A 23,847-nucleotide genomic window follows, 5' to 3' on the forward strand; every position below is an offset into this window, starting at 1 on the left:
GAGGGACCGCCATGCCCAATACACGGACACTGCTGGCCATACCCCTTGCGGTGACCCTCATCTGCCTGGCTTCCGCCAGTGCGCCACCGGCCGCGAAACCGGCCACGGAGGCCACTCTTCCGTTGCTCGTCACCCGAGGCAAGGCCCCCGCCGCCGCTCTGTTGGCCCGCGAGGCCCCATGGTCAACGACCGTGCCGGGAGCCCCTGATCCCCCACCGGACCGGCGGGCGACCCAACGGCCCCTCTGGCACTTCGCCCACGTCAACCGGCCTACAGCCGACAAAAGCGACGGCGACGCCACGCGCATCCGCCGCGCCGAACACTTCCGCGCGGGCAGCATCACCAAGACGTTCATCGCGACGGTCGTCCTTCAACTCGCCGCCGAGCACCGTCTGTCCTTGTCCGACCCCGTGAAACGTCATCTGCCCGGCCTCGCCCGCGGCAATGCTCTCGACGGGCGCGCGCCCACCCTGCGCGCGCTGCTCACCCACACCAGCGGCCTCGCGGACCACACCACCGGCCCCAGAGGTCTCGTCCCCCTCACTCCGACGCAAGCGGTCCGCACCGCCCTCGCCCTCCCGGCGACCACCCCCGGCCGCTGGTCGTACTCCAACACCAACTACGTCCTCCTCGGCATGGTGATCAAACAGGTCACCGGCCGTTCGTACGCCGCTGAGACCGCGCGCCGGATCATCACCCCCCTTCGCCTGTCAGGCACTTCTTTCCCCGGCACCCGCACCACGCTCCCGCCCCCGCACGGCCGCGCGTACACGACCGGGGGCCGGGACGTCACCGCCCTCAACCCGGCCGTCGCGGGCGCCGCCGGGGAACTGATCTCCACGCTCGCCGACCTGGACCGCTTCTACGCCGCCCTGCTCACCGGCCGGCTGCTCCCGGTGCCCCAGCTCCGCCAGATGCTCAACACCCGTGCCGCGCAAGGCCACTACGGCATGGGCCTCTTCCCGGAGAAGCTGCCCTGCGGCACCACGGTCTGGGGCCACAACGGCCGCATCAGCGGGAGCTACGTGCGCACCGCCGCCACCCGCGACGGCGACCGCGTCCTCACCTTCCGGGTCAACACGGACCGACTGGCCGACCCGGCTCTCGAACGGACACTCCTGGCAGCCCAGTTCTGCCCTGGAGCGCCGTGACGGCTGCCCACGGAGCGCCCTAGAGCGGCACGATGTCCGGCGCCCCCAGCCTCGCCGCGTCCGCCGTCAGGTCGTCCGGCTGCCGCTGCGACTCCCGCTCCGCCTCCACCCGCTTCTCGTAGTGCTGGACCTCCCGCTCCACCTGGTCCTTGTCCCAGCCGAGGACCGGCGCCATCAGCTCCGCGCACGCCCGCGCGCTGCGCGTGCCCCGGTCGAACGTCTCGATCGAGATGCGCGTGCGCCGGGTCAGCACGTCGTCCAGGTGCCGTGCCCCCTCGTGCGACGCGGCATAGACGATCTCGGCCCGCAGATAGTCGTCCGCGGCGGGCAGCGGCTCACCCAGGGTGGGATCGGCCGTGACGAGGGCGAGGACCTCTTCGGCCAGTGAGCCGTACCGGTTCAACAGATGCTCCACCCGGACCACATGCAGGCCCGTGCGGGCCGCGATCCTGGCGCGCGCGTTCCACAGCGCTTTGTACCCCTCGGCGCCGACCAGCGGGATGTCCTCGGTGACGCACTCGGCGACCCGCTGGTCCAGGCCGTGCACCGCCTCGTCCACGGCGTCCTTCGCCATGACGCGGTACGTCGTGTACTTGCCGCCCGCGATGACCACGAGGCCCGGTGCCGGATGCGCCACCGTGTGCTCGCGCGACAGCTTGCTCGTGGCGTCCGACTCTCCGGCGAGCAGCGGCCTGAGCCCTGCGTACACCCCTTGGACGTCGTCCCTTGAAAGGGGCACTGCGAGCACCGAGTTCACGTGCTCGAGCAGATAGTCGATGTCGGCGCTGGAGGCCGCGGGGTGCGCCTTGTCCAGATCCCAGTCGGTGTCGGTCGTCCCCACGATCCAGTGCCGTCCCCACGGGATGACGAAGAGGACGCTCTTCTCCGTCCGCAGGATGAGGCCCGTCGTGGAGTTGATCCGGTCCTTGGGTACGACCAGATGGATGCCCTTGGAGGCCCGGACGTGGAACTGTCCCCGCTCCCCGACCATCGCCTGGGTGTCGTCCGTCCACACCCCGGTGGCGTTGACCACCTGCTTGGCCCGGACCTCGTACTCCCCGCCGCCCTCGACGTCCTGGACCTTGGCCCCGACGACGCGCTCGCCCTCGCGCAGGAAGCCCGTGACCCGCGCGCGGTTGGCGACCTTGGCGCCGTACGCCGCGGCCGTGCGCACGAGGGTCGCCACGTAGCGCGCGTCGTCCATCTGCGCGTCGTAGTACTGCATGGCCCCCGTCAGTGCGTCCTTCTTCAGGCACGGGGCGACGCGCAGGGCGTGACGCCGGGTCAGGTGGCGGTGCATGGGCAGACCTCGGCCGTGCCCTCGGGACATCGACATGGCGTCGTACAACGCGACGCCCGATCCGGCGTAGATCCGCTCCCAGCCCTTGTGCTGCAAGGGATAGAGGAACGGCACCGGCTTCACGAGGTGGGGGGCGAGCCGCTCGAGGAGCAGGCCGCGCTCCTTGAGCGCCTCACGCACCAGCGCGAAGTCGAGCATCTCCAGATAGCGCAGGCCGCCGTGGATCAGCTTGCTCGACCGGCTCGACGTGCCCGACGCCCAGTCCCGCGCCTCGACGAGGCCGGTGGACAAGCCGCGGGTCACGGCGTCGAGTGCGGTGCCCGCACCGACCACTCCGGCACCCACGACCAGGACATCCAGCTCCCGCTCGGCCATTCCCGCAAGTGACTCGGCACGCTCCGCCGGTCCCAAGGTCGCTGTCCTCACCGCTGCCTCCCGTTTGCTGTCGGGTGTGGTCGCGCTCACATCATGCCCAGATTCTGGCCGGGTCCGCTGAGTTCGGCCGCCGCCTGTGGACAACGCGCGGCCAACACTCCGACGCCCGGTACAGCGCAATGCCGCATAACGGTCATATTTACTCCTAGTCTGACATTGCGCTGGTCCACCTTGTCCACAGGGCTTGCGCGCTCGTCCCGCTCCGGCTATTGGGAGGACGGCCCACCGCCATGCCCGCAGATCTCGCCGTCATCGGTCTCGGCCACCTCGGCCTGCCCCTCGCCCAGGCCGCCGTCTCCGGCGGCATCGCCACCATCGGCTACGACCCCGCCCGCGCCGTCGACCTGGCCAACGGGCGCCTGCCCTGCGACGGCGCCGAGGGAACCCTCACGGCCGCCGATGTCCGCCGGATGCTCTCGGGGGGCTTCCGGCCCACCACCGATCCGGTCGAGCTGGGCCGGGTGCGCACCGCGGTCATCTGCGCCCCCACCCCTCCGGCCGCCGACCGCAGCCTCGACCTGAGCCAGGTGGCCGAAGCCGCCCGCGCCCTGGCCGCACGGCTGCGCCCGCACACCACGGTGATCCTTGAGTCACCCGCCTACCCCGGAACCACGGAGGAATTCCTGCGCCCCATCCTCGAAGAGGGCTCAGGCCTGCGCGCGGGCCGCGACTTCCACCTCGCCCACTCCCCCGGCCGCCTCGACCCGGGCAACCGCAATCACGGCTACGCCGGCACCCCCAAGGTCATCGGCGGCCTCACCCCGGCCTGCACCGAATCGGCCGCCGCCTTCTACGGCCGCCTCACCGACAAGGTCGTACGCGCGCGTGGCCCCCGCGAGGCCGAGACGGTGCACCTCCTGGAGACCAACTACCGGCACGTGAACATGGCCCTCGTCAACGAGATGGCCGTGCTCTGCCACGACCTGAGCATCGACCTGTGGGACGTCATCCGCTGCGCCGAGACCAAGCCGTTCGGCTTCCAGGCCTTCCGCCCGGGACCCGGCGTCGGCGGCCACGGCGTCCCCCTGGACATCCCCGGCCCCGGCCGCGGCGCCCACCCCCTGCGCATGGTCGAACTGGCCCAACAGGTCAACGACCGGATGCCCCGGTACGTGATCCAGCGCTCGGCGACCCTGCTCAACGAACACGGCAAGTCGGCCCGCGGCGCCCGCGTCCTGCTCCTCGGCGTCACCTACAAGCCCGACCTCGCCGACCAGCAGGGCTCCCCCGCCCAGGAGGTGGCCACCCGCCTGATGGAGATGGGCGCCGCCGTCAGCTACCACGACCCCTACGTGCCCAGCTGGAGCGTGCTCGGCCACCCCGTCCCCCGCGCGGACTCCCTCTACGAGGCGGCGGCCGACGCCGACCTCACGATCCTGCTCCAGCACCACCGCACGTACGACCTGCAAGGTCTCGCCGTGAAGGCGCAACTGCTCCTCGACACCCGCGGCGCGACCCCGGCAGGCGCGGCCCACCGCCTCTGAGGGCGCCACGACACACAAGAAGGGCCCCGGTACGCGTACCGGGGCCCTCCGTAGAGCTGAACTGAACCGTCAGCTGGACTGAACCGTCAGCGGCTGTGCTGCGAGTCCGCGACCGTCACCTCGACGCGCTGGAACTCCTTGAGCTCGCTGTAGCCCGTCGTCGCCATCGCCCGGCGCAGCGCCCCGAAGAAGTTCATCGAGCCGTCCGGGATGTGCGAGGGACCGGTGAGGATCTCCTCCGTCGTGCCGACCACACCGAGGTCGACGCGCTTGCCGCGCGGCACGTCCTCGTGGACGGCCTCCATGCCCCAGTGGTGACCCTTGCCGGGCGCGTCCGTGGCGCGCGCGAGCGGGGAGCCCACCATCACCGCGTCGGCACCGCAGGCGATGGCCTTGGGCAGGTCGCCGGACCAGCCCACGCCGCCGTCGGCGATGACGTGCACGTACCGGCCGCCGGACTCGTCCATGTAGTCACGGCGGGCGGCCGCGACATCCGCGACGGCGGTGGCCATCGGCACCTGGATGCCCAGGACGTTGCGCGTGGTGTGCGCGGCGCCGCCACCGAAGCCGACGAGGACACCGGCCGCGCCCGTGCGCATCAGGTGCAGCGCGGCGGTGTACGTGGCGCAGCCGCCGACGATCACCGGCACGTCGAGCTCGTAGATGAACTGCTTGAGGTTGAGCGGCTCGGCGGCACCGGAGACGTGCTCAGCCGAGACGGTCGTCCCGCGGATGACGAAGATGTCGACACCGGCGTCCACGACGGCCTTGGAGAACTCGGCGGTGCGCTGCGGGGAGAGCGCGGCGGCGGTGACCACACCCGAGTCGCGCACCTCCTTGATGCGCTGCCCGATCAGGTCGGCCTGGATCGGAGCGGAGTAGATCTCCTGGAGGCGCCGGGTGGCGTTGTCGGTGTCCAGCTCCGCGATCTCGTCGAGCAGCGGCTGCGGGTCCTCGTACCGCGTCCACAGGCCCTCGAGGTTCAGTACGCCCAGACCACCCAGCTCGCCGATGCGGATCGCGGTCTGCGGGGAGACGACCGAGTCCATCGGCGCCGCCAGGAAGGGCAGCTCGAAGCGGTAGGCGTCGATCTGCCAGGCGATCGAGACCTCCTTCGGGTCGCGGGTACGACGGCTCGGCACGACGGCGATGTCGTCGAAGGCGTACGCGCGGCGGCCGCGCTTGCCGCGCCCGATCTCGATCTCAGTCACGTGGGTGGCCCTTCAGCTTTCTTCGGTACTTCGCACTTCTTCGGCACTTCGGCACTCGGTCTGCCGCTCCAGTATCCCCGACGCGCACGAAGGGGGCGGCCCGGGGAATCCGGACCGCCCCTACGCGCGCGTGCGCGGCGAGAACGGGTCAGCGAACGAGGTCAGCCAAGGGGGTCAGCGCTTGTTCGCGTAGTTCGGCGCCTCGACCGTCATCTGGATGTCGTGCGGGTGGCTCTCCTTGAGACCTGCCGACGTGATGCGCACGAAGCGGCCCTTGGTCTCCATCTCGTCGATGGAGGCGGCGCCCACATAGCCCATCGTCTGGCGCAGACCGCCGACGAGCTGGTGCAGCACGTTGGCCAGCGGGCCGCGGTAGGGCACCTGGCCCTCGATGCCCTCGGGGACGAGCTTGTCGTCCGAGGCCACCTCGGCCTGGAAGTAGCGGTCCTTGGAGTACGAGCGGCCCTGCCCGCGGGACTGCATCGCCCCGAGGGAACCCATGCCGCGGTACGACTTGAACTGCTTGCCGTTGATGAACATGAGCTCGCCGGGAGACTCCTCGCAGCCGGCGAGCAGGCTGCCCAGCATCACCGTGTCGGCTCCGGCAGCGAGCGCCTTGCCGATGTCGCCGGAGTACTGCAGACCGCCGTCGCCGATGACCGGGACGCCGGCCGCGCGGGCCGCGAGCGCCGCTTCGTAGATCGCGGTGACCTGCGGGACACCGATGCCGGCGACCACACGCGTGGTGCAGATGGAGCCGGGGCCCACACCGACCTTGACGCCGTCGACACCGGCGTCGACCAGGGCCTGGGCGCCGTCACGCGTCGCGACGTTGCCGCCGATGACGTCGACGCCGACGCTGGACTTGATCTTCGCCATCCAGCTCAGCGCGTTGCTGTTGTGGCCGTGCGAGGTGTCGACGATGAGGAAGTCCACACCCGCCCCGGCCAGCGCCTGGGCCCGCTCAAGCGCCTCGGGGCTCGCGCCGACCGCGGCACCCACGAGGAGGCGGCCCTCGGCGTCCTTGGCCGCGTTCGGGTACTGCTCGGCCTTCTTGAAGTCCTTGACGGTGATGAGGCCCTTGAGCACCCCGGCGCCGTCGACCAGCGGAAGCTTCTCGATCTTGTGGCGGCGCAGCAGCTCCATGGCGTCCACGCCGTTGATGCCGACCTGGCCCGTGACCAGCGGCATCGGCGTCATGACCTCGCGCACCTGACGGCTGCGGTCGTTCTCGAAGGCCATGTCGCGGTTGGTGACGATGCCGAGCAGCTTGCCCGCCGGGTCGGTGACCGGGACACCGCTGATGCGGAACTTCGCGCACAGCGCGTCCGCCTCGGCCAGCGTCGCGTCCGGGTGCACCGTGATCGGGTCGGTGACCATGCCGGACTCGGAACGCTTCACGAGGTCGACCTGGTTGACCTGGTCCTCGATGGACAGGTTGCGGTGGAGCACGCCCACGCCGCCCTGCCGCGCCATGGCGATGGCCATGCGGGCCTCGGTGACCTTGTCCATGGCCGCCGAGAGCAGCGGGATGTTCACACGCACGTTGCGGGAGATGCGGGACGAGGTGTCGACCGCGTTCGGCAGCACTTCCGACGCGCCGGGCAGCAGCAGCACGTCGTCGTAGGTCAGCCCGAGCGTCGCGAATTTATCGGGTACCCCCGTCGAAGAACCGCCGTTTGCAGTCATGACACCTTCCCCAAATGGCCTTGATCGGTGCGGATGTCCATGCTAACGGGAACGGAGGGTGTCTCATTCCACGATCAAGATCATCGATCAGGTTTGTACGTTCATACGTCGAGAACGGACCCTGAAGGCGCTCACCGAGCGACCGGTGATCGTTACTGCTCGGCCAGTGCCCGCAACCGGCTCAACGCGCGATGCTGCGCGACCCGCACCGCACCCGGTGACATGCCGAGCATCTGCCCGGTCTCCTCGGCCGTGAGACCGACCGCGATCCTCAGGAGCAGCAGCTCGCGCTGGTTCTCCGGAAGGTTCGCCATGAGCTTCTTGGCCCACGCGGCATCGCTGCTGAGCAGCGCGCGCTCCTCGGGGCCGAGGGAGTCGTCGGGCCGCTCGGGCATCTCGTCCGACGGCACCGCGGTGGATCCGGGATGGCGCATCGCGGCGCGCTGCAGGTCGGCGACCTTGTGCGCGGCGATGGCGAAGACGAAGGCCTCGAAGGGGCGCCCCGTGTCCTTGTACCGCGGCAGCGCGAGGAGGACCGCGACGCACACTTCCTGCGCCAGGTCCTCCACGAAGTGCCGCGCGTCTCCGGGGAGTCGGGAGAGTCTGGTGCGGCAGTACCTCAGCGCCAGGGGATGTACATGAGCGAGCAGATCGTGCGTCGCCTGTTCGTCACCCTCGACCGCGCGAAGGACGAGGGCACCGATCACCGTCGTCTTGTCATCGCGCATCGGTCCATGGTGCCTTGGCGCCGATTGATCCGTGGCACCACGTCCGTAGTTGTGCACCGAAGCGTTATGAGCAGGTGCGCCGGAACTCATCTCGTGCGCCCTCCCCTCCCGCTCGACCGACCTGTCCCCGAGGAACTCCACACCTCAAGGATGCGGCATCGGCGGCGAAGCAACGGCAACCGCTCCCGCGAGGGGGAGCGACGGGCGTCCGTCACCCCGCCCACCACACGGCGGGCGGGGATCGCCGTGCCCGCACGGCGGCACACCTATCGGACCAGGCCCCAGCGGAAACCGAGCGCCACGGCGTGCGCGCGGTCCGAGGCGCCGAGCTTCTTGAACAACCGCCTGGCGTGGGTCTTGACCGTGTCCTCGGAGAGAAAAAGCTCACGTCCGATCTCGGCGTTGGACCGGCCGTGGCTCATGCCCTCGAGCACCTGGATCTCACGCGCGGTGAGGGTGGGCGCGGCGCCCATCTCGGCCGAACGCAGTCTGCGCGGAGCCAGCCGCCACGTCGGGTCGGCGAGCGCCTGGGTCACGGTCGCGCGCAGCTCGGCGCGCGAGGCGTCCTTGTGCAGATAGCCGCGGGCACCCGCGGCGACCGCGAGCGCCACGCCGTCCAGGTCCTCGGCCACGGTGAGCATGATGATGCGCGCACCGGGGTCGGCGGACAGCAGCCGCCGGACCGTCTCCACGCCGCCCAGTCCGGGCATGCGTACGTCCATCAGAATCAGGTCCGAGCGGTCGGCGCCCCAGCGGCGGAGGACTTCCTCGCCGTTGGCCGCCGTCGTCACACGCTCGACGCCGGGCACGGTCGCCACCGCGCGGCGGAGCGCCTCTCGGGCAAGCGGGGAGTCGTCGCAGACGAGGACGGATGTCATGACTGTCCTCCGCGGCTCTCACAGCTGCTGCGCGTCACCTTGAGCCTCCAGGCTGGTACATATTCGTCACCTGTGCGGTTGACGCTCTCGGACATCTGCCCGAGCGCTTGTTCTTTCAACCGCCTCGCACTCTCAACGACGGTCACCCGAAAGAGTTACGGGGCGGTCAGCCACGTTCGGCACTCTACGTGAGGGCGCGGACACAGAGCAGACAGCGCAAGAGACCCTCAACCTTTCATCACAACCCATGCCCCATTTAGCCCTCTTCCTTCCCTTTTGCTGGTGTCTGTGGCTAGATTTTCCAATGAGTCATATTTTCATCTCCTTAGACAGTAGATGTACGGTCGTGGGCACCGTATCCGCGCAGAACGGCTACCAGGAGACAAGCAATGGCAGATTTCTCCCGCCTTCCCGGACCGAACGCTGATCTCTGGGACTGGCAGCTCCTCGCGGCCTGCCGCGGGGTCGACAGCTCGCTCTTCTTCCACCCCGAGGGCGAGCGGGGCGCGGCACGCAGCGCGCGTGAGAACTCCGCCAAGGAGGTCTGCATGAGGTGCCCGGTACGCGCGGAGTGCGCGGCTCACGCCCTCGCGGTACGGGAGCCGTACGGCGTGTGGGGCGGGCTCACCGAGGACGAGCGCGAAGAGCTCATGGGCCGCGCGCGCAACCGCCTGGTCACCACGTCGGCGCCTTCGGCGTCGGCCTCACACGGCGGCATGATCACGCACACCTGAAGGAACGTTTCTCCAAGAAGCGCTCAGCACTCCACGCCGAGCGCTCAGCGCTCCGCGGCGCGCGCGAGGTGGTCCAGCGTGGCCGCCACCGCGGGCACCTGCGCCAGATCGGGCAGGGTGAGCGCGACGATCTCGCGCTGGACGGCAGGCTCCACCGTCACTGTGCGTGCACCTTTGGGGCGAACAGATTCGATGGCCAGTTCGGGCAGCACCGCGACCCCGAGGCCCGCGCCGACCAAGCCGATCACCGCCGGATAGTCGTCCGTCGCGAAATCGATCCGGGGCACGAAACCCGCCCCTTCGCAGACCTCGACCAGCTGCCTGCGACAGCGCGGACAGCCCGCGATCCACGGCTCGTCGGCCAGTTCCCCGATGGCGACCGACTCGGCCTTGGCGAGCCGGTGCCCCTCGGGCACGAGACCGACGAGTCGGTCGGCGAGCAGGGGCCGTACGACCAGGTCGTCCCACTCCTCGGCGGCGGACGCGCCTTCGTAGCGGAAGGCGAGCGCCACGTCGCAGTCGCCCTCGCGCAGCATCTCGACCGAGCGCGGCGGTTCGGCCTCCACGAGCGAGACCCGGGTGCCGGGGTGGGCGGCGCGCAGGGCGGCCAGCGCGCTCGGCACCAGCGTCGAGCTGCCGCTGGGGAAGGAGACGAGGCGGACGCGGCCCGCCCGCAGGCCCGCGATGGCGGCGACCTCCTCCTCGGCGGCCGTCAGGCCCGCCAGGATTCCGGTGGCATGCCGGACCAGGGCCTCGCCGGCCTGGGTCAGGCGCATCTCGCGCCCGGTGCGGATCAGCAGCGTCGTACCCGCGGACGCTTCGAGCGCCTTCATCTGCTGGCTCACGGCGGGCTGCGTACAGCCGAGCTCGCGCGCGGCGGCGGAAAAGGAGCCGCTGAGGGCGACCGCACGCAGGACACGGAGATGACGGGCCTCGATCATGGATCAAGCATAAGTGACGCTTGGGGTGATCGCCCAATAATGCGTCGACGCTTTGGGCTAGCTCGCCTAGCCTTCCGCCATGAAGCTTCTTTCCGTGAATCAGGGCCGGTTCAAGGCCGTGGACTACACCGACGCCCCTTCGGGCGGCACCGCAATCGACAAGCAGCCCGCCGAAGGGGCCGTACGGGTGACAGCTCCGGGCCCGAAAGGCGTCGGCGGGAGCGGCCTCGCCGGGGACGAGGTCTGCGACACGCGGCACCACGGCGGCGACGACCAGGCCGTGTACGCCTACGCGCGCGAGGACCTCGACGCGTGGGAGCAGTTGCTCGGCCGCGCGCTGCCCCATGGCTCCTTCGGCGAGAACCTCACGACGTCCGGCCTCGACGTGAGCGGCGCGAAGATCGGCGAACGCTGGCGCGTCGGGCCCGAGTTGCTCCTGGAGGTGACGTCGGGCCGCATCCCTTGCCAGACGTTCCAGGGACATCTCGGCGAGACGAAGTGGGTCAAGCGCTTCACTCAGCGGGGCCTCCCCGGCGCCTATCTGCGGGTGATCGAACCGGGCGAGATCCGCGCCGGGGACGCCATCGCCGTCGTGCACCGGCCGGAGCACGACGTCACCGTCGCCCTCCAGTTCAGGGCGGTGATGACGGAGAAGCACCTGCTGCCGAGCCTGCTGGCCGCCGGGGACGCGCTGCACCCCGAGGTGATCGAGGCGGCTCGTAAGTACGCGGACAAGTACGGTTCACGGACGCCGTGACCGGTGGTCCCCGGATCTCACTAGCCTTGGTCCATGACTACGGCTCTGATTACGGGATCGACCGCCGGTATCGGCGCGGCCTTCGCCCGGCGGCTCGCCGGTGACGGCCACAACCTGGTCCTGGTGGCACGGAACACCGAGCGGCTGCGGGAACAGGCGACCGAACTGCACGACCGGCACGGCATCGAGGCGGAGGTGCTCACCGCGGACCTCGCGACCGACGACGGGATCGCCGCCGTCGAGAAGCGCCTCGCGGACCGCAGGAACGCGGTCGACCTCCTGGTGAACAACGCCGGGTTCGGCAACAAGGGCCAGTACCTGGAGGTGCCGATCGAGGAAGAGCTGACGATGCTCAAGGTGCACTGCGAGGCGGTGCTCCGGCTGACGTCGGCGGCGACGGAGTCGATGCGGGAGCGGGGCCGCGGTGGCGTCGTCAACGTCGCCTCCGTGGCGGCGTTCGTGCCGCGCGGGACGTACGGCGCCTCGAAGGCGTGGGTCGTGCAGTTCACGCAGGGGGCGGCGAAGGACCTGGCCGGTTCCGGGGTGCGGCTGATGGCCCTGTGCCCCGGGTTCGTACGGACCGAGTTCCACGAGCGGGCCGGGATGGGGACGTCGAACATCCCCAAATGGATGTGGCTCGACGCGGACAAGCTGGTCGCGGCCGCGCTCGCCGACTTGGCGCGGGGCAAGACCCTCTCCATCCCGGACCCCCGCTACAAGGCACTGATGGGCGTGGTGAAGGTGACGCCGAGGGCGCTGCTGGGCGGAGTGACGTCGAGGACGGGCAGGAAGTACGGCCCGCAGTAGAGCGCCCCGTAAGGGGCGCGGGGAACTGCGCGAGGACGGACGCCGATCCGCAGACGGCGACGGCGAGAAACCCGGCAGACGAGCATCCGAAAACACTGAGGCCCGGCGCCCCCATCAGGGGCTCCGGGCCTCAGTTCAGCTACGCGGCAGCGTCAAGCGGGGTCAGTGAGAGTGACCGTGCCCATGCCCAGCGCCAGCGTCGCCCTCTTCCTCGGCCGGCTTCTCGACGACCAGCGTCTCGGTCGTCAGGAGCAGCGACGCGATGGACGCGGCGTTCTCCAGCGCGGAGCGCGTGACCTTGACCGGGTCGATGACGCCGGCCTTGACCAGGTCGCCGTACTCACCGGTGGCGGCGTTGAAGCCGAAGCCCTTGTCGAGCTCGGCGACCTTCGAGGTGATGACGTAGCCCTCGAGGCCGGCGTTCTCGGCGATCCAGCGCAGCGGCTCGACGGCGGCGCGGCGGACGACCGCGACACCGGTGGCCTCGTCGCCGGACTTGTCGAGGTTGCCCTCGAGGACCTTGACGGCGTGCACCAGAGCGGAGCCACCACCGGAGACGATGCCCTCCTCGACCGCGGCGCGGGTCGCGGAGATGGCGTCCTCCAGACGGTGCTTCTTCTCCTTGAGCTCCACCTCGGTGGCGGCGCCGACCTTGATGACGCACACGCCGCCGGCCAGCTTCGCGAGGCGCTCCTGGAGCTTCTCGCGGTCCCAGTCGGAGTCCGTGGCCTCGATCTCGGCCTTGATCTGGTTGACGCGACCCTCGACCTCGGAGGCGTTGCCGCCGCCGTCGACGACCGTGGTGTCGTCCTTGGTGATGGTCACGCGGCGGGCGGTGCCGAGCACGTCCAGGCCGACCTGGTCGAGCTTGAGGCCGACCTCTTCGGCGATGACGGTGCCGCCGGTGAGGGTGGCGAGGTCACCGAGCATGGCCTTGCGACGGTCGCCGAAGCCGGGGGCCTTCACCGCGACGGCGTTGAAGGTGCCGCGGATCTTGTTCACGACCAGGGTCGACAGGGCCTCGCCCTCGACGTCCTCGGCGATGATCAGGAGCGGCTTCGAGGCGTTGGTCTGGATGACCTTCTCGAGCAGCGGCAGCAGGTCCTGGATGGACGAGATCTTGCCCTGGTGGATCAGGATGTACGGGTCGTCGAGGACGGCCTCCATACGCTCCTGGTCGGACACCATGTACGGGGACAGGTAGCCCTTGTCGAAGGCCATGCCCTCGGTGAAGTCCAGCTCGAGACCGAAGGTGTTGGACTCCTCGACGGTGATGACACCGTCCTTGCCGACCTTGTCCATCGCCTCGGCGATGAGCTCGCCGACCTGCGGGTCCTGGGCGGACAGACCGGCGACGGCCGCGATGTCGGCCTTGTCGTCGATCGGGCGCGCGGTGGCGAGGAGCTCCGCGGAGACGGCCGCGACGGCGGCGTCGATGCCCTTCTTCAGGGCGGCCGGGGAGGCGCCGGCGGCTACGTTGCGCAGGCCTTCCTTGACCAGGGCCTGGGCGAGCACGGTCGCGGTGGTGGTGCCGTCACCCGCGATGTCGTTGGTCTTGGTCGCCACCTCCTTGACGAGCTGCGCGCCGAGGTTCTCGTACGGGTCCTCGACCTCGACCTCACGGGCGATGGTGACGCCGTCGTTGGTGATGGTGGGAGCGCCGAACTTCTTGTCGATGACGACGTTGCGGCCGCGGGGGCCGATCGTCACCTTGACCGTGTCGGCAAGCTTGTTGACGCCGCGCTCGAGGGCGCGACGGGCGTCCTCGTCGAACTTCAGGATCTTCGCCATGGGAGCGGTTCAGCCCTCTCGAAAAATCGGTTTCAAACGAACTGCGCCCCTCGCCGCCCGGCAATCAGCAGCGGGGTGACCAGGGGCGCAACTCAAAAGCAAAACTGGTGAAGCAGGTGAATTACTTCTCGACGATCGCGAGGACGTCGCGAGCCGAGAGGACGAGGTACTCGTCGCCGTTGTACTTCACCTCGGTGCCGCCGTACTTGCTGTACAGCACGACATCGCCGACCTTCACGTCGAGCGGCAGGCGCTCGCCGTTCTCGAAGCGGCCCGGACCCACGGCGAGGACAGCACCCTCCTGGGGCTTCTCCTTCGCGGTGTCCGGAATGACCAGGCCAGAGGCCGTGGTCTGCTCGGCGTCGAGCGGCTGGACCACAATGCGGTCCTCGAGCGGCTTGATGGCAACCTTGGAGCTGGCGGTCGTCACGATCCGGTCTCCCCCTTCGGAGATCTACGGGGTTAACAGTCTGGGGTGGCGACCAGGTGGATCCGTCGTCGCGGGTGCCGGACCTGCCCGTCGCTGGTTGGCACTCTCCAGTGGTGAGTGCCAAGGCCGAGACTAGGACGACGATTAGCACTCGGTCAAGCGGACTGCTAATTCGCTGACGCGGGTCTTATCTTGAAGGGGACGCCGAGGGGCCCCCGCGCCCCTCGGGGCAACGTTCTTTCGCGCCGGGCGGTTCCGTCTCCGGGGCCGTGTGCCGCCCGGATTCCGGCGACCCCGCGGGCGGGGCGCAGCTGGGCGACGCCCCCGGTTTCCGCGGCGGGACGTTCTCCGCCGCCTTGCGGCCGAGGCGCTCGATCGGGTCCACCGACTGTGCGCACCCGGTGAGCAGCGCGGGCGCGAGCACACCCGCCGCGACGGCCGCGGCGAGGCAGCGGCGCGCCCGCGCCCGCCCGGTCACAGGTAGTCCTCCAGCCTGGCCACCGCGTACCCCTTGTCGGTGACCGTCTTCATGACCTTGCGGACCATGTCGGGCATGCTGCCCTTCCAGTCCTCGCGCCCCCGGAAGTGCGTGAGGATGATGTCGCCGGGGTGCAGGTCCCGGTCCCACTCGCGCCACTCCATGTGGTCGGCGAAGGCCTCGGACGCCCACAGCGGCACGGCCTTGATGCCGCAGGACTTGGCGGCCCGCAGCGTGTCCGCGTTGTAGTTGCCGTACGGCGGGCGGAAGAGTTCGGGCCGCTTGCCGTAGCGCTTCTGGATGACGTTCTGCATGCCGCAGATCTCGCGGCGCTGGCCCGCGTACGAGAGGCCCGGCATGTAGCGGTGGTTGAGGGTGTGGTTGTTCAGGACGACACCGCGCGACTGCATCTTCTTGAAGTAGCCGTAGTCCTCCTTGACCAGGTAGTCGCTGAGGAACGCGGTGTACGGGATCTGCAGTTCGCTCATCATCTTGAGCAGCGCCGGGTCCTTCTCGGCGCCGTCGTCGATGGTCAGGAAGACGATCTTCTTCTTGGTCGGGATCGTCGTGAAGACGGGCGGCAGACTCGCCTGCCCCTTGACCTCGAACCCCTTGCGGGTGGTGATCGTCGGCTTTTTGGCCGGTGCGGGCGGCGCGGCCAGCGGGGTCTTCGCCAGGCCCCAGCGCTTCGCGGCGGCGGCACGGGCGACCTGGGCGACGCGGAGTTTGTGGGCGTAGGAGTCCAGGGCGCGGGCGGGCGGCGCGTCCAGGCGCTGCTGACCGGGGGCGGGGTTCGCTCCGCCGTCGGCGCCCGAGGCACAGCCGGAGGCGATGGCGGCGACGACGAGCACGGCCACCCCGGCGCGCACCTGTCCCCTGGCCCGACGCCGCGCCGGGCCCCGCCTCCGGCTCTTCCACCTTGGACTGAATTTGTCGTTTTGTCGTACTAGTTGCATGGCGCCGGATCTTTGCAGCTCACAGGCCCGCTGCCGGGCCGACACCGCCACCGGGCGCGCACCATCCACCGACTGGCCCACAATGGGCCGGGTGAACGACCTCGACCGCGCCTCGACCGCCCTGACCTCCTTCTCCGCGCTCCTCACCCCCGAAGGCCGGTCCCTGCTCGATCTCGACGAGGTACGGGAGGCCGATCCGGCCCGGGAGCTGGCCGTCGCGACGCGCCTGCGCCGCGACCACCCGGCGGAGCTGGTCACGGCGGTGCTCGCGCAGGCGCGGCTGCGGCGCCGCGCGGTGGCGAAGTTCGGGGCCGAGGACGCGAGGCGGATGTTCTTCACCCCGAACGGCGTCGAGCAGGCGACCCGTACGAGCGTGGCCGTGCACCGCGCCGAGAGCTTCCGGGCGCTCGGCGTACGGAGCGTGGCCGACCTCTGCTGCGGCATCGGCGGTGACGCGATCGCCCTCGCGCGGGCCGGGGTCGCCGTCCTCGCCGTCGACCGTGACCCGCTGACCTGCGCGGTGGCGCGCGCGAACGCGGACGCCCTTGGCCTCGCCGACCTCATCGAGGTGCGCGAGGCCGATGTCACCGAGGTCGACACGTCCGCGTACGACGCGGTCTTCGTGGACCCGGCGCGGCGCGGCGGGCGGGGCCGCATCTTCGATCCGGAGGCTTACTCCCCGCCGTTCTCCTGGGCGATCGAGGCCGCCCGCAAGGCCCCGCACGCGGCGCTGAAGATCGCCCCCGGCATCCCGCACGAGGCGGTGCCCGCCGACGCCGCGGCGGAGTGGATCTCGGACGGCGGGGACGTGAAGGAGGCCGTGCTGTGGTTCGGCACGGACACCCCGTCCTCGCACCGCGCGACCCTGCTGCCCTCGGGCGCATCGCTGTGGTCCTCGCTCGACGCGATGCTGCCGGATCCCGGGGTGCGTCCGGTGGGGCGCTATCTGTACGAGCCGGACGGCGCCGTCATCCGCGCGCATCTGGTCGCGGAGGTGGCCGCGCGGGTGGAGGGCGGTCTGATCGACGAGACCATCGCGTACGTCACCTCCGACGCCCTGCACGCGACGCCGTACGCGGTGGCGTACGAGATCACCGATCAGCTCCCCTTCGGCGTGAAGAAGCTGAAGGCGGTGCTGCGGGAGCGGGAGGTCGGCATCCTGACGGTGAAGAAGCGGGGCTCCGCGGTGGAGCCGGAGGAACTGCGGCGGAAGGTGAAACCGCAGGGCAAGAACTCGGCGACGGTGTTCCTCACGCGGGTGGCGGGCGCGCCGGCGATGCTGATCGGGCAGCCGGTGGACGTTCCTGAGAGCAGCGGCCCCGGGCACCGTTGATCACCGGCTCCGCCGAGTTCGTCCTCAAACGCCGGACGGGCTGATTGCTTCGGCTCGCCCCAGCAACAACTCCCGCTCCCGCCCATTCCGCGTGAGCCCCGCCGCCCGCTCGAACTCAGCACGCGCCTCCGCCGCACGCCCAAGACGTGCCAGCAGGTCGCCCCGCACGCTCGGCAGCAAGTGGTAGTCCTTCAGGGCGGGTTCCTCCGCGAGCGCGTCCACGAGCAGCAGCGCCTCCGCGGGACCCGAGGCCATCGACACCGCGACCGCGCGGTTCAGTTCGACCACCGGTGAGGGAGCCCGCGCCGAGAGCAGTTCGTACAGGGCGACGATCTGAGGCCAGTCCGTCTTCTCGTACGAGGGCGCGTTGGCGTGGCAGGCGGCGATCGCGGCCTGGAGCTCGTAGGGACCGGGGCCGCCCGTCGATGTGGCCCGCGCACGGGCGAGCGCGGCGAAGCCCCGCCGGATCAGCGGCCGGTTCCAGTGCCGCCGGTCCTGGTCCGCGAGGAGCACCGGCTCGCCCTTCGGCCCCGTACGCGCCGCCGAACGGGACGCCTGGAGCTCCAACAGCGCGGCCAGGCCGTGCACTTCGGGCTCCCGGGGCATGAGCCCCGCCAGCACGCGCGCGAGACGCAGGGCGTCCTCGCACAGGGAGGGCCGCAGCCAGTCGTCGCCCGCCGTGGCCGCGTACCCCTCGTTGAAGATGAGGTAGATGACTTCGAGCACCGACCCGAGCCGGGCCTCGCGCTCGGCCCCGTACGGCACCTCGAAGGGCACGCCCTTGGTCGCGAGGGTGCGTTTCGCGCGCACGACGCGCTGGGCCACCGTCGCCTCGGGCACCAGCATCGCGCGGGCGATCTCCGCCGTCGCGAGACCGCCGAGGAGGCGCAGGGTGAGGGCGATGCGGGCCTCGGCGGAGAGCACCGGGTGGCAGGCGGTGAAGACGAGGCGCAGGAGGTCGTCGTCGATGTCGTCGGGGTCCATGGGCTCATCGACGTGGGGCGGCGCCGCCTCCAGGTCGCGGCCCATCTCCGCGAGCTTGCGCGCGTAGCGCTCCCTGCGGCGTACGAGGTCGATGGCGCGGCGCTTGGCGGTGGTCGTCAGCCAGGCGCCCGGGTTGTCGGGGACGCCGGTCCGCGGCCACTGTTCGAGGGCGGCGACCATCGCGTCCTGCGCCAGCTCCTCCGCGATGCCCACGTCGCGCACGATCCGGGCGACGCCCGCGATGAGGCGCGGGGACTCGATGCGGAAGACGGTCTCGATGGCGCGGTCAGGAGAGTCCGGCCGAGAAGTGTCCTGGCGAGGAGGGGCCGGGCGAGGAGAGGCCGGGCGAGGGGGCTCTGAGGAGTGGGCCGTCACGGCCACCCATCAGAGCACCCTGCGCGAGGCACCGCAAAGGGTCGGCGTCGGGGGCGTCAGCCCTCGATGATCTCCCGGACCTCCGCCGTCACGGTCCACTGCTCGTCGTGGGTCCTCAGGAACCGGCCGGCCCACTCGACCGCTTCGGCCTTGTCCTTGCACTGCGTGATGGAGTAGCCGCCGACGACCTCCTTGGCCTCGGTGAACGGCCCGTCCGTGACGGAGAGTCGACCGCCCTCCCAGTGCACCTGGGTGGTCTGGGCGCTCGGGGTGAGGCCCGCGGTCTCGAGCATCACCCCGGCCTTGGTGATCTCCTCGAGCAGCGCGCCCATGCGCTCACCCATCTCGGGGCTCGGGCCGCCCTCGGGCGAGTTCTTCTCGTCGACGCGGATCATCGTCAGAAAGCGCGGCATGGTGATCTCCCAACAGGTGGAGGCGGGGCTTCTCCTCGCCTCTCACCCATGCGTCGAACGGGAGACACCCGGATCGACACCGCCGCCCGGATTCTTCGGAGAATTTTCTCGGGCATACGTTTTAGCAGGTCGCGGCCGCGCGGGGGCGCGATGCAGCACCGCCGTGGCCACGGCCGCCGCCACGAGCAGCGCCGCGGCGACCCCGAACGCCGTCGCGTAGCCGTCCGCGAGCCCGCCCGGCCCCCGCCTCTCCCCGGTGACGCCCGACGCCACTGTCACCAGGACCGCGAGCCCCAGCGAACCCCCCAGCTGCCGGGAGCTGTTGAGCAGCCCCGAGGCCATGCCGGTCTCCTCGGAGGCCACACCGGAGGTCGCCGCCGCGCCCAAGGGCACGAAGCACATGCCGATTCCGACGCTCGCCACCAGCGAGGGCCCCAGGACGGACCCCAGGAAGGTGCCGTCGGGCCCGACCGTCACGGCGAACCACCCGAATCCCACCGCACCCAGCAGCCCCCCGGTCACCAGCAGCGCCCGCTCCCCGAAGCGCCCCACCGTCCGGGCCGAGATCACCGACCCGGCGACGATGCCCCCGCAGAACGGCAGGAACGCCGCCCCCGCCGCAGTCGACCCGTACGCCATGACCTCCTGGAGGTAGAGCGAGGTGAAGTAGAAGGCGGCGAACTGCCCCGACGACATCAGCAGCGCGAAGGCGTCCGCGGAGAGCACGGGCCGGTTCCCGAGCAGGCCGAGCCTCAGCAGCGGCTCCCGGCTGCGGGACTCGACGACGGCGAAGGCGCCGAGCAGCACGGCGGCCGCGCCCAGGGTGCCCAGGGTCGTGCCGGATCCCCACGCGTACGTCTCCGTGCGGACGAGGCCGAGGACGAGCGCGGCCATACCCGCCGTGACGAGCAGCGCCCCCGTCACGTCGAGGCGCGGCGAGGTCCCGGTGCGCCGGTCGGCGGGTACTCCGTGCCGGGAGAGGAGCAGCACGGCGAGCACCACCGGGACGTTGATCAGCATCACGGAGCGCCAGCCCGCCCAGTCCGTGAGCAGGCCGCCCGCCATCACCCCGACCGCGCCGCCGAGCGCGCCGGCCGCGCCCCAGAGGCCGAGCGCCCGTGAACGCGCGGGCCCGGCAGCGTAGTTGACGGTGATGAGTGCGAGCGCGACGGGGGCGAGGGCCGCCGCCCCGGCGCCCTGCACGGCCCGCGCGGCGAGGAGCTGCCCCGGCGTCTGGGCGAGACCGCCCACCAGGCTCGCGACGCCGAAGACCACGAAACCGGCGATCAGGGTGCGCCGCCGCCCCACCACGTCGGCAAGGCGTCCGCCCAGCATGAGCAGGCCGCCGAAGGCGAGCGCGTAGGCGTTGACGACCCAGAGCAGCGAGTCGGCGCCGAAGCCGAGATCGTCGCCGATGTCGGGCAGCGCGATGTTCACGACGGACATGTCGAGGGACACCAGGAACTGCACGGTGAGCAGCACCGGCAGCAGCCAACGGGCCCCTGAGGACTTCAACTCAGCGGTATTCACCATGCCCACGCACATTACTATACGCGTATAGAAAATAAACGGGAAAGCTCGACGCCATGCGGCGACCGCCCGGCGCGGGCGCGACAATGAGCCACGTGGAAGCAGAGAAACCAGCGCCAGAGGCAGCGAAGCCCGTAGCGGAGAAGAGGAAGCGCGGTCGCCCGAGCCGCATCGACCTCGACACGATCGTCGGCATCGCGCGCCGCATCCTCCAGGAGGAGGGCGTGGCCGCCCTGAGCATGCGCCGGGTCGCCAAGGAGGTCGGCACGACCCCGATGGCGCTCTACCACCACGTGCACGACAAGGACGAGCTCCTGATGCTCACCCTGTCCGGCACGGCCGACACGGTCCCGCGCCCCGAACTGCCCGACGATCCGCGCGACCGGATGCTCGCGGTCTCCGTGCACATGCACGGCACGCTGGCGCGCATGCCCTGGGTGGTTGAGGTGCTCAGCCTGGGCGACCTCACCGACAAGGGCGCCCTGTGGATGGTCGAGGAGATCATCGCCGCGTGCGAAGCCTGCGGTCTGACCCCGTCCGAGGCCGTCGCCGCCTACCGCACCATCTGGCACTGCGTCTACGGCGACCTGGTCTTCCGCCAGGCGATGGCCCGCCGCGCCGATGAGCCGGACCGCAAGCGCCACTTCCCCGACATGCTCGACGACGCGGACGCCGCCGAGCTCCCCCGCATGACCGCGCTCGCCGGCCGCTGGCTTGAACTGACGGCGCAGTACGACGCGTCGAAGCAGCTGGGGGCGGTCATCGACGGGCTTCTGGGTCAGGCGCGACGCACCTGACCCATCCCCGGCCGGTACGGGGCGTCAGCCCAGACCGACCGACTCGAACCGCCAGCGGTGCACTGCTCGCGTGACCAACTCCGGGGAAGGCTCGGGGAGTTCGGGGAGGTCGGCGTCGTACGTGGCGTCCCACCAGGTCAGGACGAGGACCCGGTCCTGCGGGGCGCGGAAGCTCTCCCTGCGGACCGGCTCACCGTCCAGGACCTGGGCCCGCGCCCACGCGAGCAGTTCCTCGCCCCGCCCGTCGGCGGCGCGGGCCTCCCACATCAGGGCGACGGTCACGAGTACAGGTTCTCCTTGCTGACCTCGTGCACGTGATCGTGGCCGTGTGCGTGGCCCGGCACGTGCGGCTCCGTCACCGGGAGCGAGGAGTCCGCCGAGAGGTCCCAGTCGGAGGCCGAGCGGTTGCGCGCCACCATCTCGGCGCCCAGCGCGGCCACCATCGCGCCGTTGTCCGTGCACAGCTTCGGCCGCGGCACCCGCAGCCGGATGCCGGCCGCCTCGCAGCGCTCCTGCGCCAGGGCGCGCAGCCGCGTGTTGGCGGCCACGCCACCGCCGATCATCAGGTGGTCCACGCCCTCGTCCTTGCAGGCCCGCACGGCCTTGCGGGTCAGCACGTCGACGACCGCCTCCTGGAAGGACGCCGCCACGTCACGCACGGGAACGTCCTCGCCCGCCGCCCGCTTGGCCTCGATCCAGCGCGCCACGGACGTCTTCAGGCCGGAGAAGGAGAAGTCGTACGCCGCGTCGCGCGGCCCGGTGAGACCGCGCGGGAACGCGATCGCCTTCGGATCGCCCTCCTTCGCGTACCGGTCGATGACGGGGCCGCCGGGGAAGCCGAGGTCGAGCACCCGCGCGATCTTGTCGAAGGCCTCGCCCGCCGCGTCGTCGATGGTCGCGCCGAGCGGGCGCACGTCCGAGGTGATGTCGGTGGAGAGCAGCAGCGAGGAGTGGCCGCCGGAGACGAGCAGCGCCATCGTCGGCTCGGGCAGGGCGCCGTGCTCCAGCTGGTCGACGCAGATGTGCGAGGCCAGGTGGTTCACGCCGTAGAGCGGCTTGCCGAGGGCGTACGCGTACGCCTTGGCCGCCGAGACGCCCACGAGCAGCGCGCCCGCGAGGCCGGGCCCCGCGGTCACCGCGATGCCGTCCAGGTCCTTGGCCGTGACGCCCGCTTCCTTCAGGGCGCGCTCGATGGTCGGCACCATCGCCTCCAGGTGCGCGCGCGAGGCGACCTCGGGCACGACACCGCCGAACCGGGCGTGTTCGTCGACGCTGGAGGCGATGGCGTCGGCGAGCAGGGTGGTGCCGCGGACGATGCCGACGCCGGTCTCGTCGCAGGAGGTCTCGATGCCGAGAACGAGAGGTTGGTCGCGCGAGTCAGCCATGGGTGTCGGATCCTTGTACGGAAGTTGATGGATCGGTCAGGCGCATGACGAGGGCGTCCACGTTGCCCGGCTGGTAGTAGCCGCGCCTGAAGCCGATGGGCTCGAAGCCGAAGCGCTCGTACAGCTTCTGCGCCCGGGTGTTGTCGACCCGCACCTCGAGCATGACCTCGGCACACTCGAAGGCGGTCGCCGCGTTCAGCAGGTCGGTCAGGAGCCGGGAGCCGAGCCCCGTGCCCCAGTGGCTCGGGGCCACCGCGATGGTCTGTACGTCGGCTTGGTCGCCGGCCGACGCGAGTCCCGCGTACCCGACGAGGCGTTCCCCGTCCGTCGCGACCACGTAGCGGCGGGTGGCCGTCGGGCCGCGCGCGTGGGAGAGCTCGGACCAGAACATGCCGCGCGACCACGCGTCGTCCGGGAAGAGTTCCTTCTCCAGGACGAAGACGGGCTCGATGTCCCACCAGCGCATCTCGCGCAGGACGACTGTCGTCACGGATGTCACTTGGGGGTGACCACCTTGTAGTTCTTGGGGACCTGCGCGTCGGGGCGCCGCAGGTACAGCGGCCGGGGCGCCGCCAGTTCCTCGCCCGCGGCCAGCCGTTCCGCCGCGAGCGCGGCCAGCGACGCCGCCGAGACGTGCTCGGGGGCGCGGGCGTCCGGGAAGGTCTCGGGGTAGAGCACCGCGCCCGCGCCGACGGCGGGCAGGCCCGCCACCTCGTCGGCGATGTCGGCGGGGCGGTCGACCGCGGCATCCGTGAGGCGGGTGCGCGGGTCCGCGTACCGCGCCCAGTAGACCTCCTTGCGCCGCGCGTCGGTGGCGACGACGAAGGGGCCGCCCTCGATGCCGGACTCGTACGCGAGGCCGTCGAGCGTGCAGACCCCGTGCACCGGCACGCCGAGCGCGAGGCCGAAGGTGTCGGCGGTCATCAGGCCGACGCGCAGACCGGTGTAGGGGCCGGGGCCCACGCCGACGACGATGCCGGTCACGGCGTCGAGCCTGCGGCCCGCCTCGGCGAGCACCCGGTCGACGGCGGGGAGCAGCAGCTCGCCGTGACGGCGGGCGTCCACCTGGCTGGAGGCTGCGACGACGGACGTGCCGTCGTGCAGCGCGACGGTGACGGCGGGGGTGGCGGTATCCAGAGCGAGCAAGAGCACGCGAATAGCCTACGGCTCCGACGCCCGGAGCACGGCCGCCCGGGGATGCCGCACACCTGCTGCTAACGTCACCCCATAGCCGTACGGAGTACGAAGAGGGTGGCGCAG

23 protein-coding genes are annotated in these 23,847 nt (G+C 70.9%); 7 read left to right on the forward strand and 16 right to left on the reverse strand.

Translation table 11 applies throughout. The features are described 5' to 3' along the window. The first annotated feature begins 11 nt into the window (after positions 1-11). Positions 12-1,151 carry a serine hydrolase domain-containing protein gene (locus AB0M70_RS26565; protein ID WP_365823478.1) on the forward strand — a complete coding sequence of 380 codons (1,140 nt, stop codon included), beginning with the start codon at positions 12-14 and terminating at the stop codon, positions 1,149-1,151. Between the two features lie 19 nt (positions 1,152-1,170). Here AB0M70_RS26565 and AB0M70_RS26570 read toward each other — a convergent pair whose 3' ends face one another. Beyond that, positions 1,171-2,877: a glycerol-3-phosphate dehydrogenase/oxidase gene (locus tag AB0M70_RS26570; RefSeq protein ID WP_365823480.1), complete on the reverse strand. Its 1,707-nt coding sequence runs from the start codon at positions 2,875-2,877 to the stop codon at positions 1,171-1,173. A 239-nt stretch (positions 2,878-3,116) separates the two neighbouring features. Here AB0M70_RS26570 and AB0M70_RS26575 point away from each other — a divergent pair, with 239 nt between their 5' ends. Continuing rightward, entirely contained in the window at positions 3,117-4,370 is a 1,254-nt protein-coding gene (locus AB0M70_RS26575) for a nucleotide sugar dehydrogenase (protein ID WP_365823482.1), read from the forward strand. 86 nt (positions 4,371-4,456) lie between these two features. On the opposite strand, the gene AB0M70_RS26580 is transcribed toward AB0M70_RS26575, so the two are convergent. The 4 genes from AB0M70_RS26580 to AB0M70_RS26595 form a co-directional block, all read right to left on the reverse strand. Next, on the reverse strand, positions 4,457-5,581 hold the full coding sequence (locus tag AB0M70_RS26580) for a GuaB3 family IMP dehydrogenase-related protein (protein ID WP_365823484.1): 1,125 nt from the start codon (positions 5,579-5,581) through the stop codon (positions 4,457-4,459). Between the two features lie 174 nt (positions 5,582-5,755). Further along, a complete protein-coding gene (gene guaB, locus AB0M70_RS26585; protein WP_363208750.1) occupies positions 5,756-7,270 on the reverse strand; it encodes an IMP dehydrogenase in 1,515 nt (504 codons plus the stop codon). Between the two features lie 152 nt (positions 7,271-7,422). Further along, a complete protein-coding gene (locus tag AB0M70_RS26590; protein ID WP_363208749.1) occupies positions 7,423-7,998 on the reverse strand; it encodes a sigma-70 family RNA polymerase sigma factor in 576 nt (191 codons plus the stop codon). Positions 7,999-8,264: 266 nt separating this feature from the next. Next, entirely contained in the window at positions 8,265-8,876 is a 612-nt protein-coding gene (locus AB0M70_RS26595; protein WP_003948568.1) for a response regulator transcription factor, read from the reverse strand. A gap of 389 nt (positions 8,877-9,265) precedes the next feature. On the opposite strand from AB0M70_RS26595, the gene AB0M70_RS26600 reads away from it, so the two are divergent. Continuing rightward, positions 9,266-9,610 carry a WhiB family transcriptional regulator gene (locus AB0M70_RS26600; protein WP_363208748.1) on the forward strand — a complete coding sequence of 115 codons (345 nt, stop codon included), beginning with the start codon at positions 9,266-9,268 and terminating at the stop codon, positions 9,608-9,610. A gap of 44 nt (positions 9,611-9,654) precedes the next feature. On the opposite strand, the gene AB0M70_RS26605 is transcribed toward AB0M70_RS26600, so the two are convergent. Beyond that, complete coding sequence (locus AB0M70_RS26605) at positions 9,655-10,551, reverse strand: LysR family transcriptional regulator (RefSeq protein ID WP_363208747.1); 897 nt, start codon at positions 10,549-10,551, stop codon at positions 9,655-9,657. A gap of 79 nt (positions 10,552-10,630) precedes the next feature. Between AB0M70_RS26605 and AB0M70_RS26610 the strand changes: the two genes are divergently transcribed. Beyond that, on the forward strand, positions 10,631-11,308 hold the full coding sequence (locus tag AB0M70_RS26610) for an MOSC domain-containing protein (protein ID WP_365823488.1): 678 nt from the start codon (positions 10,631-10,633) through the stop codon (positions 11,306-11,308). Between the two features lie 33 nt (positions 11,309-11,341). Further along, positions 11,342-12,115, forward strand: a complete 774-nt coding sequence (locus AB0M70_RS26615; RefSeq protein WP_365823490.1) for an SDR family oxidoreductase — start codon at positions 11,342-11,344, stop codon at positions 12,113-12,115. 162 nt (positions 12,116-12,277) lie between these two features. Here the strand turns inward: AB0M70_RS26615 and groL are convergent, their stop codons facing one another. The 3 genes from groL to AB0M70_RS26630 form a co-directional block, all read right to left on the reverse strand. Further along, positions 12,278-13,906, reverse strand: coding sequence for a chaperonin GroEL (groL, locus tag AB0M70_RS26620; RefSeq protein WP_365823492.1), 1,629 nt, complete (start codon positions 13,904-13,906; stop codon positions 12,278-12,280). 121 nt (positions 13,907-14,027) lie between these two features. Further along, positions 14,028-14,336 (reverse strand): co-chaperone GroES, encoded by a 309-nt coding sequence (groES, locus tag AB0M70_RS26625; RefSeq protein WP_006347174.1) that lies wholly within the window; start codon positions 14,334-14,336, stop codon positions 14,028-14,030. Between the two features lie 474 nt (positions 14,337-14,810). After that, on the reverse strand, positions 14,811-15,770 hold the full coding sequence (locus AB0M70_RS26630) for a polysaccharide deacetylase family protein (protein ID WP_365823495.1): 960 nt from the start codon (positions 15,768-15,770) through the stop codon (positions 14,811-14,813). Between the two features lie 82 nt (positions 15,771-15,852). Here AB0M70_RS26630 and AB0M70_RS26635 point away from each other — a divergent pair, with 82 nt between their 5' ends. Continuing rightward, on the forward strand, positions 15,853-17,103 hold the full coding sequence (locus AB0M70_RS26635; protein ID WP_365823798.1) for a methyltransferase domain-containing protein: 1,251 nt from the start codon (positions 15,853-15,855) through the stop codon (positions 17,101-17,103). 24 nt (positions 17,104-17,127) lie between these two features. Here AB0M70_RS26635 and AB0M70_RS26640 read toward each other — a convergent pair whose 3' ends face one another. The 3 genes from AB0M70_RS26640 to AB0M70_RS26650 all read right to left on the reverse strand — a co-directional run bounded on the left by AB0M70_RS26640 (position 17,128) and on the right by AB0M70_RS26650 (position 20,408). Next, positions 17,128-18,366: an RNA polymerase sigma factor gene (locus AB0M70_RS26640; RefSeq protein ID WP_365823800.1), complete on the reverse strand. Its 1,239-nt coding sequence runs from the start codon at positions 18,364-18,366 to the stop codon at positions 17,128-17,130. A gap of 152 nt (positions 18,367-18,518) precedes the next feature. Further along, positions 18,519-18,875: a YciI family protein gene (locus AB0M70_RS26645; RefSeq protein WP_365823497.1), complete on the reverse strand. Its 357-nt coding sequence runs from the start codon at positions 18,873-18,875 to the stop codon at positions 18,519-18,521. Between the two features lie 42 nt (positions 18,876-18,917). Beyond that, positions 18,918-20,408 carry an MFS transporter gene (locus AB0M70_RS26650; protein ID WP_365823499.1) on the reverse strand — a complete coding sequence of 497 codons (1,491 nt, stop codon included), beginning with the start codon at positions 20,406-20,408 and terminating at the stop codon, positions 18,918-18,920. Between the two features lie 92 nt (positions 20,409-20,500). Between AB0M70_RS26650 and AB0M70_RS26655 the strand changes: the two genes are divergently transcribed. Next, the gene (locus AB0M70_RS26655) at positions 20,501-21,202 is read left to right on the forward strand and encodes a helix-turn-helix domain-containing protein (protein WP_365823502.1); all 702 of its coding nucleotides are present in this window, start codon (positions 20,501-20,503) and stop codon (positions 21,200-21,202) included. A gap of 24 nt (positions 21,203-21,226) precedes the next feature. Here the strand turns inward: AB0M70_RS26655 and AB0M70_RS26660 are convergent, their stop codons facing one another. The 4 genes from AB0M70_RS26660 to tsaB are packed head-to-tail and all read right to left on the reverse strand — an operon-like array spanning position 21,227 to position 23,739. Then, positions 21,227-21,484: a hypothetical protein gene (locus tag AB0M70_RS26660; protein WP_365823504.1), complete on the reverse strand. Its 258-nt coding sequence runs from the start codon at positions 21,482-21,484 to the stop codon at positions 21,227-21,229. After that, the gene (tsaD, locus tag AB0M70_RS26665; protein WP_365823506.1) at positions 21,481-22,587 is read right to left on the reverse strand and encodes a tRNA (adenosine(37)-N6)-threonylcarbamoyltransferase complex transferase subunit TsaD; all 1,107 of its coding nucleotides are present in this window, start codon (positions 22,585-22,587) and stop codon (positions 21,481-21,483) included. The genes AB0M70_RS26660 and tsaD overlap by 4 nt, the downstream gene beginning before the upstream one ends. Next, a complete protein-coding gene (gene rimI / locus AB0M70_RS26670; RefSeq protein WP_363209369.1) occupies positions 22,580-23,053 on the reverse strand; it encodes a ribosomal protein S18-alanine N-acetyltransferase in 474 nt (157 codons plus the stop codon). The genes tsaD and rimI overlap by 8 nt, the downstream gene beginning before the upstream one ends. Positions 23,054-23,082: 29 nt before the next feature. Next, complete coding sequence (gene tsaB / locus AB0M70_RS26675) at positions 23,083-23,739, reverse strand: tRNA (adenosine(37)-N6)-threonylcarbamoyltransferase complex dimerization subunit type 1 TsaB (RefSeq protein WP_365823508.1); 657 nt, start codon at positions 23,737-23,739, stop codon at positions 23,083-23,085. Positions 23,740-23,847 lie beyond the last annotated feature (108 nt).

This window comes from Streptomyces sp. NPDC051214 (genome assembly GCF_040682375.1).
Lineage (GTDB): Bacteria > Actinomycetota > Actinomycetes > Streptomycetales > Streptomycetaceae > Streptomyces.

What these genes read in the sequence shown, in the direction of transcription:
- AB0M70_RS26590 (WP_363208749.1), bottom strand. Translation starts at nt 7,998, where the DNA reads ATGCGCGATGACAAGACGACGGTGATCGGTGCCCTCGTCCTTCGCGCG.
- AB0M70_RS26650 (WP_365823499.1), bottom strand. Translation starts at nt 20,408, where the DNA reads ATGGTGAATACCGCTGAGTTGAAGTCCTCAGGGGCCCGTTGGCTGCTG.
- AB0M70_RS26595 (WP_003948568.1), bottom strand. Translation starts at nt 8,876, where the DNA reads ATGACATCCGTCCTCGTCTGCGACGACTCCCCGCTTGCCCGAGAGGCG.
- AB0M70_RS26600 (WP_363208748.1), top strand. Translation starts at nt 9,266, where the DNA reads ATGGCAGATTTCTCCCGCCTTCCCGGACCGAACGCTGATCTCTGGGAC.
- AB0M70_RS26630 (WP_365823495.1), bottom strand. Translation starts at nt 15,770, where the DNA reads ATGCAACTAGTACGACAAAACGACAAATTCAGTCCAAGGTGGAAGAGC.
- AB0M70_RS26615 (WP_365823490.1), top strand. Translation starts at nt 11,342, where the DNA reads ATGACTACGGCTCTGATTACGGGATCGACCGCCGGTATCGGCGCGGCC.
- guaB (WP_363208750.1), bottom strand. Translation starts at nt 7,270, where the DNA reads ATGACTGCAAACGGCGGTTCTTCGACGGGGGTACCCGATAAATTCGCG.
- AB0M70_RS26635 (WP_365823798.1), top strand. Translation starts at nt 15,853, where the DNA reads ATGGGCCGGGTGAACGACCTCGACCGCGCCTCGACCGCCCTGACCTCC.
- AB0M70_RS26610 (WP_365823488.1), top strand. Translation starts at nt 10,631, where the DNA reads ATGAAGCTTCTTTCCGTGAATCAGGGCCGGTTCAAGGCCGTGGACTAC.
- rimI (WP_363209369.1), bottom strand. Translation starts at nt 23,053, where the DNA reads ATGCGCTGGTGGGACATCGAGCCCGTCTTCGTCCTGGAGAAGGAACTC.
- AB0M70_RS26645 (WP_365823497.1), bottom strand. Translation starts at nt 18,875, where the DNA reads ATGCCGCGCTTTCTGACGATGATCCGCGTCGACGAGAAGAACTCGCCC.
- tsaD (WP_365823506.1), bottom strand. Translation starts at nt 22,587, where the DNA reads ATGGCTGACTCGCGCGACCAACCTCTCGTTCTCGGCATCGAGACCTCC.
- groL (WP_365823492.1), bottom strand. Translation starts at nt 13,906, where the DNA reads ATGGCGAAGATCCTGAAGTTCGACGAGGACGCCCGTCGCGCCCTCGAG.
- AB0M70_RS26565 (WP_365823478.1), top strand. Translation starts at nt 12, where the DNA reads ATGCCCAATACACGGACACTGCTGGCCATACCCCTTGCGGTGACCCTC.
- AB0M70_RS26605 (WP_363208747.1), bottom strand. Translation starts at nt 10,551, where the DNA reads ATGATCGAGGCCCGTCATCTCCGTGTCCTGCGTGCGGTCGCCCTCAGC.
- AB0M70_RS26575 (WP_365823482.1), top strand. Translation starts at nt 3,117, where the DNA reads ATGCCCGCAGATCTCGCCGTCATCGGTCTCGGCCACCTCGGCCTGCCC.